General features: G+C 64.7%; 14 protein-coding genes and 1 riboswitch. Of the genes, 10 read left to right on the forward strand and 4 right to left on the reverse strand.

Annotated features, from left to right (window positions below; genetic code table 11):
• Positions 1-69: 69 nt before the first annotated feature.
• Positions 70-978: an AEC family transporter gene (locus tag LG3211_RS00685; RefSeq protein WP_057941156.1), complete on the reverse strand. Its 909-nt coding sequence runs from the start codon at positions 976-978 to the stop codon at positions 70-72.
• Between the two features lie 200 nt (positions 979-1,178).
• Here LG3211_RS00685 and LG3211_RS00690 point away from each other — a divergent pair, with 200 nt between their 5' ends.
• The 8 genes from LG3211_RS00690 (at position 1,179) to LG3211_RS00725 (ending at position 8,888) form a co-directional block, all read left to right on the forward strand.
• Positions 1,179-2,666 carry an AAA family ATPase gene (locus LG3211_RS00690; protein WP_057941157.1) on the forward strand — a complete coding sequence of 496 codons (1,488 nt, stop codon included), beginning with the start codon at positions 1,179-1,181 and terminating at the stop codon, positions 2,664-2,666.
• Positions 2,667-2,950: 284 nt separating this feature from the next.
• Positions 2,951-3,583, forward strand: coding sequence for a response regulator (locus LG3211_RS00695; RefSeq protein ID WP_057941158.1), 633 nt, complete (start codon positions 2,951-2,953; stop codon positions 3,581-3,583).
• Positions 3,584-3,631: 48 nt separating this feature from the next.
• Positions 3,632-4,414 (forward strand): hypothetical protein, encoded by a 783-nt coding sequence (locus LG3211_RS00700; RefSeq protein WP_237049806.1) that lies wholly within the window; start codon positions 3,632-3,634, stop codon positions 4,412-4,414.
• Between the two features lie 138 nt (positions 4,415-4,552).
• Complete coding sequence (locus tag LG3211_RS00705) at positions 4,553-5,605, forward strand: TrbL/VirB6 family protein (RefSeq protein ID WP_057941159.1); 1,053 nt, start codon at positions 4,553-4,555, stop codon at positions 5,603-5,605.
• A 4-nt stretch (positions 5,606-5,609) separates the two neighbouring features.
• Positions 5,610-6,095 (forward strand): DUF4189 domain-containing protein, encoded by a 486-nt coding sequence (locus LG3211_RS27330; protein ID WP_083512204.1) that lies wholly within the window; start codon positions 5,610-5,612, stop codon positions 6,093-6,095.
• A gap of 224 nt (positions 6,096-6,319) precedes the next feature.
• A complete protein-coding gene (locus tag LG3211_RS00710) occupies positions 6,320-6,841 on the forward strand; it encodes a hypothetical protein (protein WP_148648682.1) in 522 nt (173 codons plus the stop codon).
• Between the two features lie 77 nt (positions 6,842-6,918).
• Positions 6,919-7,554, forward strand: coding sequence for a hypothetical protein (locus LG3211_RS00715; protein WP_057941161.1), 636 nt, complete (start codon positions 6,919-6,921; stop codon positions 7,552-7,554).
• Complete coding sequence (locus LG3211_RS00725) at positions 7,551-8,888, forward strand: XVIPCD domain-containing protein (protein ID WP_083512205.1); 1,338 nt, start codon at positions 7,551-7,553, stop codon at positions 8,886-8,888. The genes LG3211_RS00715 and LG3211_RS00725 overlap by 4 nt, the downstream gene beginning before the upstream one ends.
• Positions 8,889-9,051: 163 nt before the next feature.
• On the opposite strand, the gene LG3211_RS00730 is transcribed toward LG3211_RS00725, so the two are convergent.
• From LG3211_RS00730 to ggt, 3 genes are all read right to left on the reverse strand, one after another.
• Positions 9,052-9,405, reverse strand: coding sequence for a gamma-glutamylcyclotransferase family protein (locus LG3211_RS00730; RefSeq protein WP_057941164.1), 354 nt, complete (start codon positions 9,403-9,405; stop codon positions 9,052-9,054).
• Between the two features lie 129 nt (positions 9,406-9,534).
• Positions 9,535-10,455 carry an ATP-grasp domain-containing protein gene (locus tag LG3211_RS00735; RefSeq protein ID WP_057941165.1) on the reverse strand — a complete coding sequence of 307 codons (921 nt, stop codon included), beginning with the start codon at positions 10,453-10,455 and terminating at the stop codon, positions 9,535-9,537.
• Between the two features lie 75 nt (positions 10,456-10,530).
• Positions 10,531-10,610: riboswitch (S-adenosyl-L-homocysteine riboswitch) on the reverse strand.
• A 572-nt stretch (positions 10,611-11,182) separates the two neighbouring features.
• Complete coding sequence (gene ggt / locus LG3211_RS00740) at positions 11,183-12,931, reverse strand: gamma-glutamyltransferase (protein WP_057941166.1); 1,749 nt, start codon at positions 12,929-12,931, stop codon at positions 11,183-11,185.
• Positions 12,932-13,102: 171 nt separating this feature from the next.
• Here ggt and LG3211_RS00745 point away from each other — a divergent pair, with 171 nt between their 5' ends.
• Positions 13,103-14,080: a Tle-like phospholipase domain-containing protein gene (locus LG3211_RS00745; protein ID WP_057941167.1), complete on the forward strand. Its 978-nt coding sequence runs from the start codon at positions 13,103-13,105 to the stop codon at positions 14,078-14,080.
• A gap of 45 nt (positions 14,081-14,125) precedes the next feature.
• On the forward strand, positions 14,126-14,860 hold the full coding sequence (locus LG3211_RS00750) for an ankyrin repeat domain-containing protein (RefSeq protein WP_057941168.1): 735 nt from the start codon (positions 14,126-14,128) through the stop codon (positions 14,858-14,860).
• Positions 14,861-15,314 lie beyond the last annotated feature (454 nt).

A 15,314-nucleotide genomic window follows, 5' to 3' on the forward strand; every position in this document is an offset into this window, starting at 1 on the left:
GCGTCTTGGCGCATACCAGTCGCTGTGGACCGTGTTCCACACAGGTCAGCGGGCTGGGGCTTTCATGCCCTAGCCAACCGCCACCCTCGCCCATAGCGGCAAGGTCGCCAACGACAGCAGCAAGCCATAACCGACCATCGCCGCCGCCAGCCGCGGCGCCAGTTGCTGCGCGATCGCCAGCGCGCCGGCGGTGACCATCGGCGGCATCGCCGCTTCCAGCACGGTCGCGCGGGCCATTTCGCCGTGCAGTCCCAGCCACGGCACCAGTACCCAGGCCAGCGCCGGCATCAGCGCCAGCTTCAGGCCCAGCCCGGCGATCAGCGGTTTGAGCTCCTCGCGCGGCAAGGCCAGTTTCACCGACAGGCCGATGGTCAGCATCGCCAGCGGCAGCAGCGCGTCGGACAGGCGCTGCAGGCCGCCGGCGATCCAGCTCGGCGGCTGCTCGGGCATCACGCTGAAGCCGATCAGCAGCGCCCACAGCGGCGGAAACTTCAACACCCGCAGCACCATCGCCCGCGCGCTGGGCGGGGCGTCGCCGCCGTAGCGCGCCAGCACCCACAGGCCGAAGGTGGACAGGATCAGGAATGCGCCGAACTGGTCGTAGACCACCGCGTAGGGCAGCGCGTGCTCGCCGATCAGCGCGCGGGTCAGCGGATAGCCCAGAAAGCTGGTGTTGCCCAGGGCGACGGTGAGCAGCAGCACCGCGTGTTCGTCGCGGCGCAGGCCGAGCACGCGCGCCAGCGCGCCGACCAGCAGCACGGTCGCGCCCAGCAGCAGCCACGGCACCGCCGCCACGCCCAGCAGCGCCGGCTCCAGATGCAGGCGCGGCGCATAGCGCAGCACCGCCGCCGGCAGGCAGACATACAGCACGACCAGATTCAGCGTCTGCGCGGCGTTGTCGGGCAACGCGCGCAGCCGCTGGAACAGGTAACCCAGCGCCAGCATCGCCAGCACCAGGGCAAAAGCGTCGAAAGCCATCGCGGACCGACTCCGCGCGCCGCAGCGGCGCGATGCGGCCATGGTCGCGGTTGCCCGGCCCGGGCTCAACCCGGCTTTCGGCTTACCTGCGATGCCGCGGCGCCAGCCCGCCATGGCCGCTTCAGCGCAACGGATCCAGCCCGCGGGTGCCGGAGGGCGCCGGGCCGTATCATGTCGCGTCCACGGAAGACCCATGTCCCATGAGCGACCTGCAAGACCTGACCGCGCTGATCCGTTCCAACACCCCGCTGATCGTGATCGAGACCCGCGACGAAGCGCGCGTGGTCGAGCTGTTCCGGCACGCGCTGATGAACGTGTGGCGGGCGCTGTACCGCTGGTCGATCACCGAGGGCCTGCGCCGGGTCGATCTGGACCGCGAGGAAGAAACCGACGTCGCCCCGGACATCTCCACCACCTTGCAGGCGATCCGCGACGCCGATCAGCGCGGCATCTACCTGCTGTTCGACGCCCATCCCTACCTGGGCTACGCCAGCACCCAGCGCCAGCTGCGCGAAATCGCCCAGCGCCGCGATTGCGCGCCGCACGTGCTGGTGCTGATCGGCCACAAGCTGGAACTGCCGCCGGACCTGGATTCGCTGGCGGTGCGTTACACGCCCCGCCTGCCCGACGCCAACGCGCTGCTGAAACTGGTGCGCGAGGAAGCGGAAAACTACGCGCGCGAAAACGGCGGCCGCCGGGTCGAGGTCGATGGCGAAGCGGTCAAGCAGATCGTGCGCAACCTGCGCGGAATCGATCCGGTCGATGCGCGCCGGATCGCCCGCCACCTGATCTTCCGCGACGGCGCGCTCAACGCCGACGACCTGCCCGAGCTGGCCAGGCTCAAGTTCGAATTGCTCAACCGCTCCGGCCACCTGCATTACGAATACGACGCCGCGCGCATGAGCGATGTGGCCGGCGCGCGCCGGCTCAAGCGCTGGGTCGAGCAACGCCGCGCCGTGTTCGTCAGCGGCGAGGCGCCGCCCGGGCTCGATCCGCCCAAGGGCATGCTGCTGCTGGGCGTGCAGGGCTGCGGCAAGTCGATGCTGGCCAAGGCGGTCGCGGCCGGTTTCGGCGTGCCGCTGGTGCGGCTGGACTTCGGCACGCTGTACGACAAATTCCACGGCGAAACCGAGAAGAACCTGCGCGCCGCGCTGGCCTCGGCCGAGCAGTTGTCGCCGGCGGTGCTGTGGATCGACGAAATCGAAAAAGGCCTGGCCGGCGACAGCGGCGACGGAGACGGCGGGGTGTCGCGGCGCGTGCTCGGCTATCTGCTGACCTGGATGGCCGAACGCAAATCGCGCCTGTTCCTGGTCGCCACCGCCAACCAGATCGACGCCTTGCCGCCGGAGCTGCTGCGCAAGGGCCGCTTCGACGAAATCTTCTTCGTCGATCTGCCGATGGCCGAGGTGCGCGCGGAGTTGTTCGCGATCCATCTGCGGCGGCGCTCGCTGAGCGCGGACTCCTTCGATCTGCCGGCATTGGCCGCGGCCAGCGACGGATTCTCCGGCGCCGAGATCGAGCAGGCCATCGTCGCGGCGATGTACGCCGCTCACGCCGCCGGCGCGCCGCTGTCGGACTTCCAACTGCGCGCCGAACTCAAGCAGACCCGGCCGCTGTCGGTGCTGATGGCCGAGCAGGTCGAATCCTTACGCGAGTGGGCGCGCGGCCGCACGGTGTCGGCCGACTGAGGCGCGTCGCGACGCGAGCGAAACACGTCACCGTTTCCGTCCGCGTTCGCCGACAGACTGAGGCGCGTACCGAGCGCGCGAACTAGCCAGTAAAAAACACGATAAATGCGAGCGTTCGGCCAACGGTGTGCCGAGCGATGTATCGCCGTGTGCCAATAAAACTCATGCGATGCCGTATCGATTCGTGGAGTTTTTCCGGCTTGGCAAGAGGCCATCGGTTTAGCAACACTATGCCCACTGAGAGTTGGCAGGATGCCAAACGAAACGAGCATAAGGATCGGTGCATGAAGTACGTGGTCGCAGACGACCAGCCCGCGATGGCGATGCTGGTCGAGCGGTTGTTGAAGAGTGCGCGTGGACCCATCGCCGACGAGATTCACGCGGTGCGATCCAGCGAGCGGTTGTTCGACGTCCTGATCGCAACGGAGGCCAGTGCAGACATCGTGATACTCGATCCGGCGATCGCGGGCTTGAAGCGCATCGCGCTGGTGCGCGCGCTGCGGCAGCGATGCCCGCCGGCGCGGCTCATCGTCTACGCCAGCGACGACAGCCCGTTTCTGGCGGCGCGGATTATCGCCGAAGGCGTCAGCGGCTATGTGCTGAAGACCAGCCCGACGCGATTGCTGCTGCAGGCGATCCAGCACGTGCGGGCCGGCGACACCTTCTGCGACCCGCGCATCGACTTCGGCCGCGCCAACGCCGATCCGTGGTCGTCGCTGACGCCGAAACAGCAGCGCGTGTGCGTGTCGATCCTGCATCACGGATCGATCGGCCGGATCGCCGAACGCGAAGGCAAGGCCTACGACACGATCTGGACCCATTGGACCAAGGCGAAGAAGGCGCTCGGCATCCGCCACGAAGCCGAGCTGGCGAAGTACTTCTACGAAAAAGGGCTGATGCATTTGTTGGACGACTGAACCACGGGCCGACGTTGGCCGTACCTTCAACACGACACGGAGTCGAACATGAGGAATCGCAGCAGGGTGAATCGTCGCTCCGTCAGGGGGGCTGCAATCACCGCCATCGCCTTGTGCGTTCTCACGAGCCATCAAGCCAGTGCACAGATGATCGTCAAAGACCCGTTCGGTCTCATGGCGAAGTTGAAGCAGACGAGCGAAGACTCCGTCGAATACGGCAAACAGAGCAAGCGCTGGCAGGAGACGGCGAGTCAGTATCAGAAGACCGTAAACCACTACCAGCAACAGTTGATCCGACTGCAGCGGCTGAACTTCGGGCAGTCCCGTATGGAAGACAGCTTTCCGCCGCGTCCGGCCGACTACGGTATGGAGGACATGTGTCCGGGACGGGGCGAAGGCATCAAGGGACAGTTGACGACCGTGTTTCAGCAAGCCGCGCCCAAGCTGGGCGGGAACGTTATCGGCGAGCAGCAATCCATTTGCCAGCGCATGGTCCATGCGGAAAACATGAAGTACAACGAGTCGGTGCAGATGTTGCGCAGGCTCATGCGGCGAAACCAGGAATTCGCGCAGATCGAGAGCCAGCGCGACAGCGTCAACGACAGTCAGGGCGCGCTAGCCGCGAACGACAACGAGGCCTATCGGTTCGTCGCACGAAATCAGTTGGACCTCGATTACTGGCAGGCGCGCATGAAGGCCTACGAGGACTACATCGAGTCGCTCAAGCGGGACCAAGCTCGCTTGGCCAAACGTGCCCTGGAGGGAAACAGAACCGGAATCGGTGGGCAAGTCATTCAGGCCGTTGCCATCAAGGCAGCGCTCGGCAACTGATCTGCCAGCCGACGCACACGCCTGCCCATTCGAGAACGGATGCAAACCATGACTTTCAGCCGCATGTCGGACTTGCTGTCCCCTTCAAGCTAGGCGGGACTCGGCGAATACGCGATTTTTCGCATCATTAACGACTACTTGACTCGCCAGATCGATGACATCGGCTTCGCCATGATGGAGAGGACCATGTCATGGGCGGCCAGCATCGCGGGAACGCTAGTCGTGCTGTGGATCATGATCATGGGCTACCGCATGGTCACGGGGCAGTCGAACGGTACCTTGAGGAACCTCTTGGTTGGCTCGCTGCGGAACGTGCTGATCATTACTGCCGCGACCACGATGTCCTTCGGCGGTACCAATCTGTATCAACTCTTTACTCAAGATATGGACCGAGCCGTGCATGGCCTGTTTTCCGGGCATGAGAACCAGAGCACGGCCGATGCCATCGACAAGAATCTTGGGTACTTGCAAGTCGCGCTTACGGCGATAGATGGCGTGCAAGTTTCAAAGGACGATCCGACCCTGCAAGATCAGAAGACCCGTGCGCTTGTGTTTGCCGGATTCGGGCTTGCCGGTCCAGCCATGGTCGCCGGCGTGCTGTACCTCACATTCAAATGCACGATGGCCTTCTCCATGGCCCTGGGGCCGATATTCATCCTGTGTCTGATGTTCGACCAGACCAAGGGCCATTTCGTGAAATGGCTGAACTACACCATAGGAACGATTTTCTCGATGGGGTGCCTGAGCGTGATGTCGGGCGTGATTCTGGAACTCGTCGCGCGCATCGCGGCGGGCCTATGGGTGGCGAAGCTGGCTTCGATAGTGGGGATCGAGGTCGAGGGCATCAGCAGCCAAGCCCTGCAACAAGGGGGTATCGGGTTGCTGGCGACCGCGCTGCTGATCACGGTTCCTCAGTCGCTCGCCAACTTCTTCCAGGGGCAACTCGGCAGCTTCATGCACTTCTCTGCGTTCTCAGGCGGCGCGGGTGGTGGTGGCGGTTCGCCGGGGCCGCAAGGACAACCTCCAGGTTCTTACTCATCGCTGGTCCGCAACGATAGCCAACAGTCAGACAAGTCCTACGCGTCGGCTGAGGCGGCTAGCGCCACATACAACCACAGCAATCGAATTACCGGAACGCCGCCGGTACATGAGCAGCGCATCAAGTCTGCTGACGAAGTGACGAGGGATTAAGGTCATGAAAAAGGTAGTGCTCTTACTTGCCGTGCTGGTTGCTCTTCCAACCGGACCGTCAAAGGCGGAAGGTGGATGTCCTGCGGGACAAATCCCCTACAGCGGTACGTCGTTAGCTTCTTGCGGTCCGATTCCAGGGGGGAGCACTCCTGCATCCCCTGGCCCCTTATGGGCAAGCAGGTGGGGAGCCATTGCTACTGATGACGCCGGCACATATGGCATTGTTGCTCAGCTCGACAGCAAGTCCGCAGCCAAGGCTCAAGCGCTTAAGGAATGCCGCGACCGCAGCGCCAAGAATAAATGCCGTCTGTCTTTTGCATACAAAAACCAGTGTGCCGTGGTGGTGTCGTCCCGCACGGGCTCATTCTCCGAAAGTGCAGCAACGGTCGAGGAAGCGTTGGAAAACGCGAGTCAAGCGTGCAGAAAAAGCAGCGAAAGCGAATGCTGGATTTATTACAGTGGGTGCAGCCTCCCTGTTCGAGTTCGTTGAACGTATCAAGAAAAGTCATCGCGATGAGTATCAAGCGGCATCAAGCAGAATCAACACAGGGCGCAGCGGAGATGGAAATGGCGGCTTGCCAGAAGCTTGGCGATACCGGCTGCCACGTCTACTACGCGGCATGCAGTCTGTCCGCCAGAGTCTGCTGACGAGGTAAGTGCACTGCGGTCGTTAAAGATCGCAGTACTGTTGAACGAATAGCCATGGAGCGCGCGATGAATTTTCTTTTCAACGCAACACCCCAGGTCGCCGCCGAAATCCTGGAGAAGATCGGCGCGGAGAGCGCGCGCGCTGCGCGATGGTCCCGGCTGTCGAGCGGTGCGCTCATCAGTTTTGTCGTGTTGCTCCTGTCAGGTCATGTGTTCTCGGTGCCTCATCTCGTTGTGGCCGCGGTTCCGTTGGCTATCGGCTCAGCTGCTCTGCACACCATGTCCATGGGGTGCCTGGGAGGCGTCTACTGGGAGTCCCTCAAAGCGCTGAAGACCGTCCCGGACTATGCGGGAAGCGGGCTGCATTCGCGTGCGAAGTACGGAACATTGCTGGGCTTCGTCAGTCAGAGCGCGGCCCTCCTGGCCGTGACACTAGGGCAGCTTGCGTTGCTCTTCCCAATGTTGTGGGTTGGCGCCTTCGGAATGGTCGCGCTCTCGCTGTTCACCGCGCGATACGCATCCAGAACTCGTTCCTTGATCATTAGCTTCAAAGAGTCGAGCCCAAGCACAGGCGCCGTCTGGCTTTGAGCCGGTGCCGACAGGCGAGATGCGACGTTCAGAACCCAGCCCTTCAACCAGCGCCATACGAATCGAGTCAATCGCAGATGAAACCGAACGCGCCCCTTGCAGTCCTCGCACTCGTCGCTATGGCAGCGATGCTAACCGGCTGCTCCAACGCGGTCATGGACCCGAAGTACGAGCGCAATCCCAACCCGCGCCAGAAGTACGTCGTCACGGCAAAGATCGATGGTGCGCCAGGGCCGTTCAAAGGCGCCTCCGTGAACATTCGTTACAAAGTGGGCCCGTCCCAAGAATGCATGCCTGACGCTGAGCCCATTTCCGGTCACTCACCCACGCCAGATAGCTTCGACATTAAGCCTTCAGTGCATCGAGCTTCCGAGACCGAATATCGGTTTGATGTCTACCTGGATGCGATGGCGAGCAAGGACTACTTCGGCAAAGGGATCTGTACGTGGGTGATCGACTACGCCGCTCTCACGCTGCGCCCTACGGGGGCGCCTGATGAGTACTCGCTCGCAGCCTTCATGAGCCACGCGGAGATTGAGACCGAATTACCTATCTCGATGTATTGGCAGCGGAAGCTGTACGGAACATCGCGCCCTCATCCTCAGCCGGTGTCTGAGAGCGCACTCAAGCGAGAAGAGTTCGCGAAATATCGCGACCCTGATCTGTCGGACACTATTTCTGTAACGCTGCAAGCCAAGGAGCTAAGGCCATGACAATTGGCAGCCAACACTATGCGGAACTATCTGATGCCGCTTACGATATTCCGCCGCCGGACAAAGACGGCAACCGGGTACTGAATCTCGATGGTGTGAAATACCATGTTCTTGAAGTGGCAGACAACCGGTCCTCTGGCTATCAGGGCGTGGTGTTTCAACGCGAGGGCAGCAATGAAATCGTTGTTGCCCATCGTGGCACCGAGTTCACGCGCGAGTTCATCGACGATGTCTTGCGCGCGGACGGCGGAATGGTGGGGCAGCGCGCCAATCAGCAGGCTCAAGATGCGCTTGAGTTTACTCGTAAGGCTATGGAGCGCGCTGGGGAGCAAGGCGTTCCAATCACGGTAACGGGCCATTCCCTCGGCGGCTGCCTGGCCCAGGTCACCGCGGCCAAGCTGGGCCTGCAAGGCGAGACCTTCAACGCTTACGGCGCGGCCGACCTGAACATGCGCATCCCCGAAGGCGGCCATCAAGTCGTCAACCACGTCATGGCCGCCGACTTCGTCAGTTCAGGCAGCCACCACTTCGGCGAGGTACGGGTGTACGCGAGCCGGCACGACATCAATACGCTGTCGGTCGCGGGCTACGCCAACAACGATGCACGCCTCACCGATGAGCGAAACCTGCCGGTGGCCTTGGCGTCTGGCGCGCTCTCGCACAGCTTGCACAATTTCCGCGACGCAGGACCCGGGCAGACGAAGGACATCTCGGTGTTGCGCGATCCAGAAACCCGAGTCAACGCCCATCGCTTTGAACCCATGATCGATAAGTTCCGTGGCGACATTTGGGCCACGCGGGAAGGCGCATCGATCGGGTCGGCCGTCCTGCGTGGGCCGATGGGCATCGCCGAAGAGATCGGGCGGCGCCTGCCCGAGAAGACGCCCGAAAGCCCGTTCAAGGATGCACACGGTGCAGTGCCTGCGCCGGAGAGCCGTGTACCCGACCCGCGCCATCCTGACCATCCGAACCATTCGATGCACAGCACCCTCGACGCGGGTGTCGGGCGTGTCTTCGCCGAGCAGGGGCGTCCGCTGGACGCGACCGCCGAGCGCACCACGGCAGCGCTGCTGGTGAGTTCGCGACTGGCGGGGCTGGAGCAGGTCAACCACGTTGTTCCGGGCCGCAACACGCCGGCCGGAACCGATGTCTTCGCGGTACAGGGCGAACTGCACGATCCGGCGCACAAACGCGCCCATGTGAACACCGTGATCGCCGCGCAGATTCCCGTCGAAGTGTCTTTCCAAAAGCTGGCTGCGGCGGACCAACGGGTGGCTTTGGCTCAAGAACAAAGCCAGGAACAAACCCGAAGCCAAACGCCTCGCACCGTCTAAGTTTCTTCTCCAGCCGACCTCAGCCGCACCGCCCCGCAAGGGACGGCCAGGAGCGCTTCGTGTTCCGATTTCATTCCTTGCTGTGCATGACGCCACTGCTACGGAACTGGCTGCGCCGGTTATTTCCGCCACGCGCTCGGTGTGAGTCCGCTCGAGCCGTGGCTCAGCGCACGCGCTTCACGTACACCCACGCCTGCCGGCCCGAGGCCAGCGCCGCTTCAACGCGCTGGTAGTCGTCCACCTCGTATTCGTCGGCGCGGGCGAGTTCTTCGGCGCTGATGGCGAACACCGTGCCGTCCACGCGATCGGTCGCGTCGCCGCTGGCTTCGACGATGGGGTGATAGGACTCGCCGCTGGTCGCGACCACCTGCGGGTCGTCGATCTTGACCATCGTGCGGCGATAACCGAGCAAGGCATCGGCCTCGCCCTGCAAGAGGCGGCCGAAGGTGGCTTGCTGCACCGACGGCAATTGCAGGGTGCCGTAGGAAAACAGGCGGACGACGAAACTGTCGCTCATGAGCGCTCCATTGCGGTCAGGCCGCGGCGGCGAAGTCGATGCGACGATACGCGGATCGGGCGCGGGCCGCATCGGCGATCGCGTCATCGCCACGACGCGTACGCCGTGACGATGCGCGGTATCGCGGACTCAGGCCTCGGCAGCCTCTGGCTTGCGCAATGTCTGCCAGCGTTGCGCCAACTGCGCGGCGAACAAGGTCGCGGCCGGCGGATGCGCGCGCAAGTGCAGGAACGGCTCGATGAATTCCAGCTCCATGATCCGGAACACGCCCGCGTCCACGACGCCGTCCACGCGCACGTACGCCTGATCGCGATGGCCCAGCTCGGCCACCGCCTGCAGCGCGCGCTGCGCCGAGGCGAGAATGTGCGGGTTCGGCGCGGTGGCATCGGCGGTGCCGCCGAAATAGGTCTGCACGCGGTAGTCGTCGCTGCCGGGCTTCTTGAGCACCGCGTGGCTGTAGACGCCGCCGAAGAACAGCAGCGACCACTCGCCTTCCTCGACGATCTGCGGCATGAACGGCTGCACCAGATAGTCGAGCTCGCGCGGCAAGCTCGCGAGCGCTTGCTGGAACTCGGCGCTGCCGACGCGGCCGCGCACGGTATGCCAGGCGCCGCCGCTGACGCTGGGCTTGACCACGACCTCGCCGCTCATCGACGCCAGCGCCGTTTCCAGCTCGACGCCGCGCGCCAGCGTGGTCGGGATGATCGGCACGTCGAGTTTCGCCAGATCGAGCAGATAGCGCTTGTCGCTGTTCCAGATCAGCAGCGGCAGCGGATTGACGATGACCGTGCCGAGCTCGGCGATGCGCGCGTACCAGCCGAGAAACTCGGTGTAGTGCTGGAAATAATCCCAGGTGCTGCGCACCAGCAGCGCATCGAACGCGGACCAGTCCACCGACGGGTCGTTCCACATGCGCGGCGCGGACTCGATGCCGTGCGCACGCAGCGCCGCGACCAGGCCGTGGTCGTCGTCATCGACGTCGGGATGGACTTGCGAGGTGACCAGGGCGATGGACAGCGGAGGATCGAAGTGCGGCGATTGGATCGGCATGGGTTCGCCCGATACGGCGGTGGGAGAGACGGAAGCGGGAGTGGCAACATTGGACGCAGGCATGACGCCTCCTTGATCGGGAGGGCGCCCTTGCTCGGCATCGCGGATCGAGCGTGGCGGAGCGTGTGGACTCCGTCGCAGCACCCCTCGGTCCGGATCGCGCAGCGGCCGAGGGCCGGCGGCGCGTGGAATGCATCGCGTTGTGAACGATGCGGAGCCAATGGTTCGACAGGCGGTCGCGATGTGTCAACCCGATTCGGCGCGCAATCGCGGCGACGGCGCGAAATGGCGAAAGCTTCGCGCGCGGGTTTGGATGGGTGCAAGAATTTGGCGCTGTTTGGATGCGCGCGGGCTTGAGTGTGTTGCGGTGAAGCGGGCATTCGCGCGGAGATGGGAGACTTCAGCGTCATCCTTCCATAACCGTCATTCCCGCGAACGCGGGAATCCAGTGCCTTTCGTGCGAGAACGTTTGAAGTCGCTCGATGTTCGGTTACGCCGAAGTAAAGCAGAGCCCGCGTTCGCGGGAAGGACTAGCAAGGGCAACGGCAAAAGCGAATCCCCCCTGCCCCCCTTTTTCAAAGGGGGGAACTCGCTCTTGAAAGGGAGAACTCAGTCGGGAAGTAGAGACGGCTACGTCGAGCAGTAGAGGTGGCTACGGCATAGAGTGAAACCAACAAGTCGCGCCAACGCAAACCGTCAGCGCACTTCCTTGCTTCAACCCGTCACCTCAATACCCAGCCGCCTGCCCATCCTTACGCGACTCACTCGCTCCGACATACCCGCCGTTGGGATTGACCATGATCGCCTGATACCCGCCATAAGGCCCCAGCGCCGAACGCACGCTGTGTCCGCGCCGCATCAGCTCGCGAATGGTTTCGTACGGATATCCGGTTTCCAGGTCCACCTCGCCGCCGTCGCTCATCGCCTCCGCCTGCCCGGCCGGATCGGTCGAGCCGTCGTGCTGGATGCGCGGCGCGTCGCCGGCTTCCTGCAGGTTCATGCCGAAGTCGATCAGGTTCATCAGGATCTGCGCATGGCCCTGCGGCTGCATCGCCCCGCCCATCACGCCGAACGACAGCCACGGCTTGCCCTGCCTGGTCACGAACGCGGGAATGATGGTGTGGAACGGGCGCTTGCCGGGGGCGAAGGAATTGGGATGGCCTTCCTTGAGCACGAACTGTTCGCCGCGGTCCTGGAAGATGAAGCCCAGCCCCGGCGCCGCCATGCCGCTGCCCATGCCGCGGTAATTGGATTGGATCAGCGACACCATCATGCCGTCGGCATCGGCCACGGTCATGTAGATGGTGTCGCCCTGGTCGAGCTGCTTGGGCGTGGCCGGCTGTACTTCAAGCAGCGCCTTGTCCATCGAGATCAGCTTGCGCCGCTGCGCGGCGTACTCCTTGGAGATCAGCCTGGCCACCGGCGAGGACTTTTCGAACGCCGGGTCGGCGTACCAGCGCGCGCGGTCGGCGAAGGCCAGCTTCTTGGCCTCGGTGAACAAGTGCACGTGTTCGACGCTGCCGAAGCCGTACGACTTCAGGTCGTAGGCTTCCAGAATATTGAGGATCTGCAGGGCGGCGATGCCCTGGCCGTTGGGCGGCAGTTCCCATAAGTCGTAGCCGCGGTAATTGCTGCTGACCGGCTCGACCCACTCGCCGTGGTGCGAGGCCAGGTCCTCGTAACTCAGGAACCCGCCGTTGGCCTTGAAGTAGGCGTCGATGGTGCGGGCGATGTCGCCCTTGTAGAACGCGTCGCGGCCGCCCTTGGCGATCTGTTCCAGCGTGTTGGCCAGATTCGGGTTCCTCCACATCTCGCCCACGCGCGGCGCGCGGCCGTCGATGGTGAACTGCTCCTTGAAGCCGGGCCACTTCGACAACTTGGGCACCGAGGCGTTCCAGTAGTAGGCGATCACCTCGTGGACCGGATGGCCTTCGCGGGCGTAGCGGATCGCCGGCGCCAGGTCGTCGGCGATCGGCTTGCGGCCGAAGCGCTCGTGCAGGGCGAACCAGCCGTCGACCGCGCCGGGCACGGTTACCGGCAGCGGGCCGGTCGGCGGAATTTCCTTGAGGCCGCGTTTCTGGAACTCGGCCAGGGTCAGCGACTTGGGCGAGCGGCCCGAGCCGTTGTAGCCGTAGAGCTTCTTCGTCTTCGGGTCCCACACGATCGCGAACAGATCGCCGCCGACGCCGCTGCCGGTGGGCTCCATCAGCCCGAGCGCGGCATTGGCGGCGATCGCCGCGTCCACCGCGCTGCCGCCGGCCTTCATCACGTCCAGCGCGATCTGCGTGGTCAACGGATGCGAGGTCGCGGCCATCGCGTGCGGCGCGTAGACCTCGCTGCGGGTGGCGAAGGGTTTGCCGCTGATGCGATCGGCGGCGCTGGCGGTGGAGGGCAGGGCGAAGACGCAGGCCAGGGCGAGCGCGAGCGGCGCGAGCAACGCCGTGCGGCGACGCGGTGCGGTGTTCGGTGATGACATTGCGGGTCTCTCCAGGTGAGCGCCGACGATAGCGCAGGCACGCGCTCGCCCGCGTAGGCCGAAGGTCGAGGTCGGTCGAACATGAATGCGCGCTCCTCGGGTACGCCCCAGTTGTCGCCTCCGCGTACGGCCGCGTAGGTTCGTGATCAAGCGACCGGGGAGTAGCACCAGATGAGCGTCCAGCTGCAGCCGACCCAGCTTCAACCCAACTGGCAGAACCCGGCCGAGACGCTGCCGCCGGCGCCGCCGCTGCCGCCGCAGCAGCCCGAGGCCGGCCCGTTCACCCTGGAAGCCAGCTATCACCCGCAACTGCTGGGCGTGAACGCGCGGCCGGGGCCGGCGGCGAACGCCGCGCCCGATCCGCTGTCGTTCGATCAGCAACTGCGCGGCAAGGATTCGCAGCCGATCGACCTGCAGATGGCCGAGCTGTCGCAGGCGGTCTACAACCCCGACACCAAGACCGTCGGCAACTGGACCCGCCTGGACGACGCGCAGCTGACCCAGGCCGGCATCGATCCCAAGTCGCTGGAAAATTCCGATACCGGCTTCCGCGCCGGCATCTACAGCGACGGCAACGGCAAGTACGTGGTCGCCTACGCCGGTTCCAACGATCTGCAGGACTGGATCAACAACGCGCGCCAGGGCATCGGCTGGGATTCCAAGCAGTACGATCAGGCCGTGCAGCTGGCGCGCGACGCGCAGCAAGCCTTCGGCGAGAACATGGTCATTACCGGGCATTCACTCGGCGGCGGCCTGGCCGCGGCCGCGGCGCTGGCCACCGACACCACCGCGGTGACCTTCAATGCCGCCGGCGTGCACGACGACACCTTGCGCGGGCTGGGCCTGGACCCGGGAGCGGTCAAGAGCGATGCCGAGAACGGCCAGATCCGCCGTTACAACGTCGGCGGCGAAGTCCTGACCGCGGCGCAGGAAGACGTGCCGCTGCTCAACAAGATTCCCGATGCGCCCGGGCACGAGATCACCTTGAAGGATCCGGATCCGCCGAAGGCTCCGGACTTCACCTGGAATCCGATCGAGATGGCCAAGCGCACCGCCGAGTACGTGGCCGACAAGGCCAAGCGTCCGGGCGAGCTGCACGCCATCGGCCCGCTGATCGAGGCGATGCAGACTCAGCAGCCGTGGAAGTGACGCGCTTGGCTTGGCAGACCCTGCCGGCGTGGTGACAATCGCCGCATGCGCGCCGCCACGCTTCCCGCGTTGACGATCCTGTGCCTGGCCCTGGCCGGCGTGGCGTGCCGAGGAGAAGCGATGGACGCCAAACAGGCCTTTCCCGATCCGCGCAGCGCCGAACTGGCGCAGGCCGCCGCCGACGGCGACGCCGCGCGCGTGCGCAGCCTGGTCCAGGCCGGCGCCGATCCCAATGCGCACGGCGACCGCGGCGTGAACCTGCTGCAGTACGCGATGCTGGCGCAGAGCCCGCGCGGCCTGCAGGCCCTGCTCGACAACGGCGCCGACCCGTCGCGGCCGGGCATGGGCGGCAGCACCGCCGTGCACGGCGCGGCGATCGCCAACGATCCGCACTACCTCGACCTGCTGCTGGCGCATCGCGCCGACCCCAACGCGGCCCACGCCGAAACCGGCGAAACCCCGTTGGCGGACGCGGCCGGCCCGCGTTACCAGGCCCAGTTCGACGCCTTGCTCAAGGCCGGCGCCGATCCCGGCCGCGCCGACCGCATGGGCAATACGCCCTTGCATCAGGCGGCCAAGCTCAACGCCTCCGGGCAAGTGCTGTCCCTGCTCAAGGCCGGCGCCGACCCGCGCGCGCGCAACCGCCAGGGCGCCAGCTTCCAGACCTTTTTGTTCAAGCTGCCCGACGACAAGCTCAACCCGCAGGCGCGCCGCGAGCGCGCGGCGGTGGTGGCGTGGCTGGAGGAGCATGAGGTGGAGTTGGAGACGGCTGGGCGCTGAGGGGGCATTGCGCTGCGGTGTCTTGTCAGGCGGTCAGTCCCGCGAATCTCCAAGCCGTCATTCCCGCGAAGGCGGGCTCCGCTTTACTTCGGCGTAGCCGAACATCCAGAGCCTTCAGCGCCATCTCACCAAATCGTCAATCCCGCGACTTCAAAGGTTCTCGCACGAAAGGCCCTGGATGTTCGGCTACGCCGAAGTAAAGCGGAGCCCGCCTTCGCGGGAATGACGGTAGGTGGGTACGCCGCGCTCGTGGCGTGGGAATGACGGTAGGTGGGTACGCCGCGCTCATGGCGTGGGAATGACGGTACGTGGGTACGCCGGGCTCGTGGCGTGGGAATGACGATAGGTAGGTACGTCGCGCTCGCGGCGATAGGAAGGTACGCCGCACTCACCGCGCGGCAATGACGGCAGGCAGATATATCGCGCCCGGTGCCCACCTCCCTCACTACAACCG

Source organism: Lysobacter gummosus, assembly GCF_001442805.1.
In the GTDB taxonomy this organism is placed as follows: Bacteria; Pseudomonadota; Gammaproteobacteria; order Xanthomonadales; family Xanthomonadaceae; genus Lysobacter; species Lysobacter gummosus.

Coding starts and splice junctions, on each gene's coding strand:
- LG3211_RS00685 (WP_057941156.1), bottom strand. CDS start 978: ATGGCTTTCGACGCTTTTGCCCTGGTGCTGGCGATGCTGGCGCTGGGT.
- LG3211_RS00690 (WP_057941157.1), top strand. CDS start 1,179: ATGAGCGACCTGCAAGACCTGACCGCGCTGATCCGTTCCAACACCCCG.
- LG3211_RS00695 (WP_057941158.1), top strand. CDS start 2,951: ATGAAGTACGTGGTCGCAGACGACCAGCCCGCGATGGCGATGCTGGTC.
- LG3211_RS00700 (WP_237049806.1), top strand. CDS start 3,632: ATGAGGAATCGCAGCAGGGTGAATCGTCGCTCCGTCAGGGGGGCTGCA.
- LG3211_RS27330 (WP_083512204.1), top strand. CDS start 5,610: ATGAAAAAGGTAGTGCTCTTACTTGCCGTGCTGGTTGCTCTTCCAACC.
- LG3211_RS00710 (WP_148648682.1), top strand. CDS start 6,320: ATGAATTTTCTTTTCAACGCAACACCCCAGGTCGCCGCCGAAATCCTG.
- LG3211_RS00715 (WP_057941161.1), top strand. CDS start 6,919: ATGAAACCGAACGCGCCCCTTGCAGTCCTCGCACTCGTCGCTATGGCA.
- LG3211_RS00725 (WP_083512205.1), top strand. CDS start 7,551: ATGACAATTGGCAGCCAACACTATGCGGAACTATCTGATGCCGCTTAC.
- LG3211_RS00730 (WP_057941164.1), bottom strand. CDS start 9,405: ATGAGCGACAGTTTCGTCGTCCGCCTGTTTTCCTACGGCACCCTGCAA.
- LG3211_RS00735 (WP_057941165.1), bottom strand. CDS start 10,455: ATGCCGATCCAATCGCCGCACTTCGATCCTCCGCTGTCCATCGCCCTG.
- ggt (WP_057941166.1), bottom strand. CDS start 12,931: ATGTCATCACCGAACACCGCACCGCGTCGCCGCACGGCGTTGCTCGCG.
- LG3211_RS00745 (WP_057941167.1), top strand. CDS start 13,103: ATGAGCGTCCAGCTGCAGCCGACCCAGCTTCAACCCAACTGGCAGAAC.
- LG3211_RS00750 (WP_057941168.1), top strand. CDS start 14,126: ATGCGCGCCGCCACGCTTCCCGCGTTGACGATCCTGTGCCTGGCCCTG.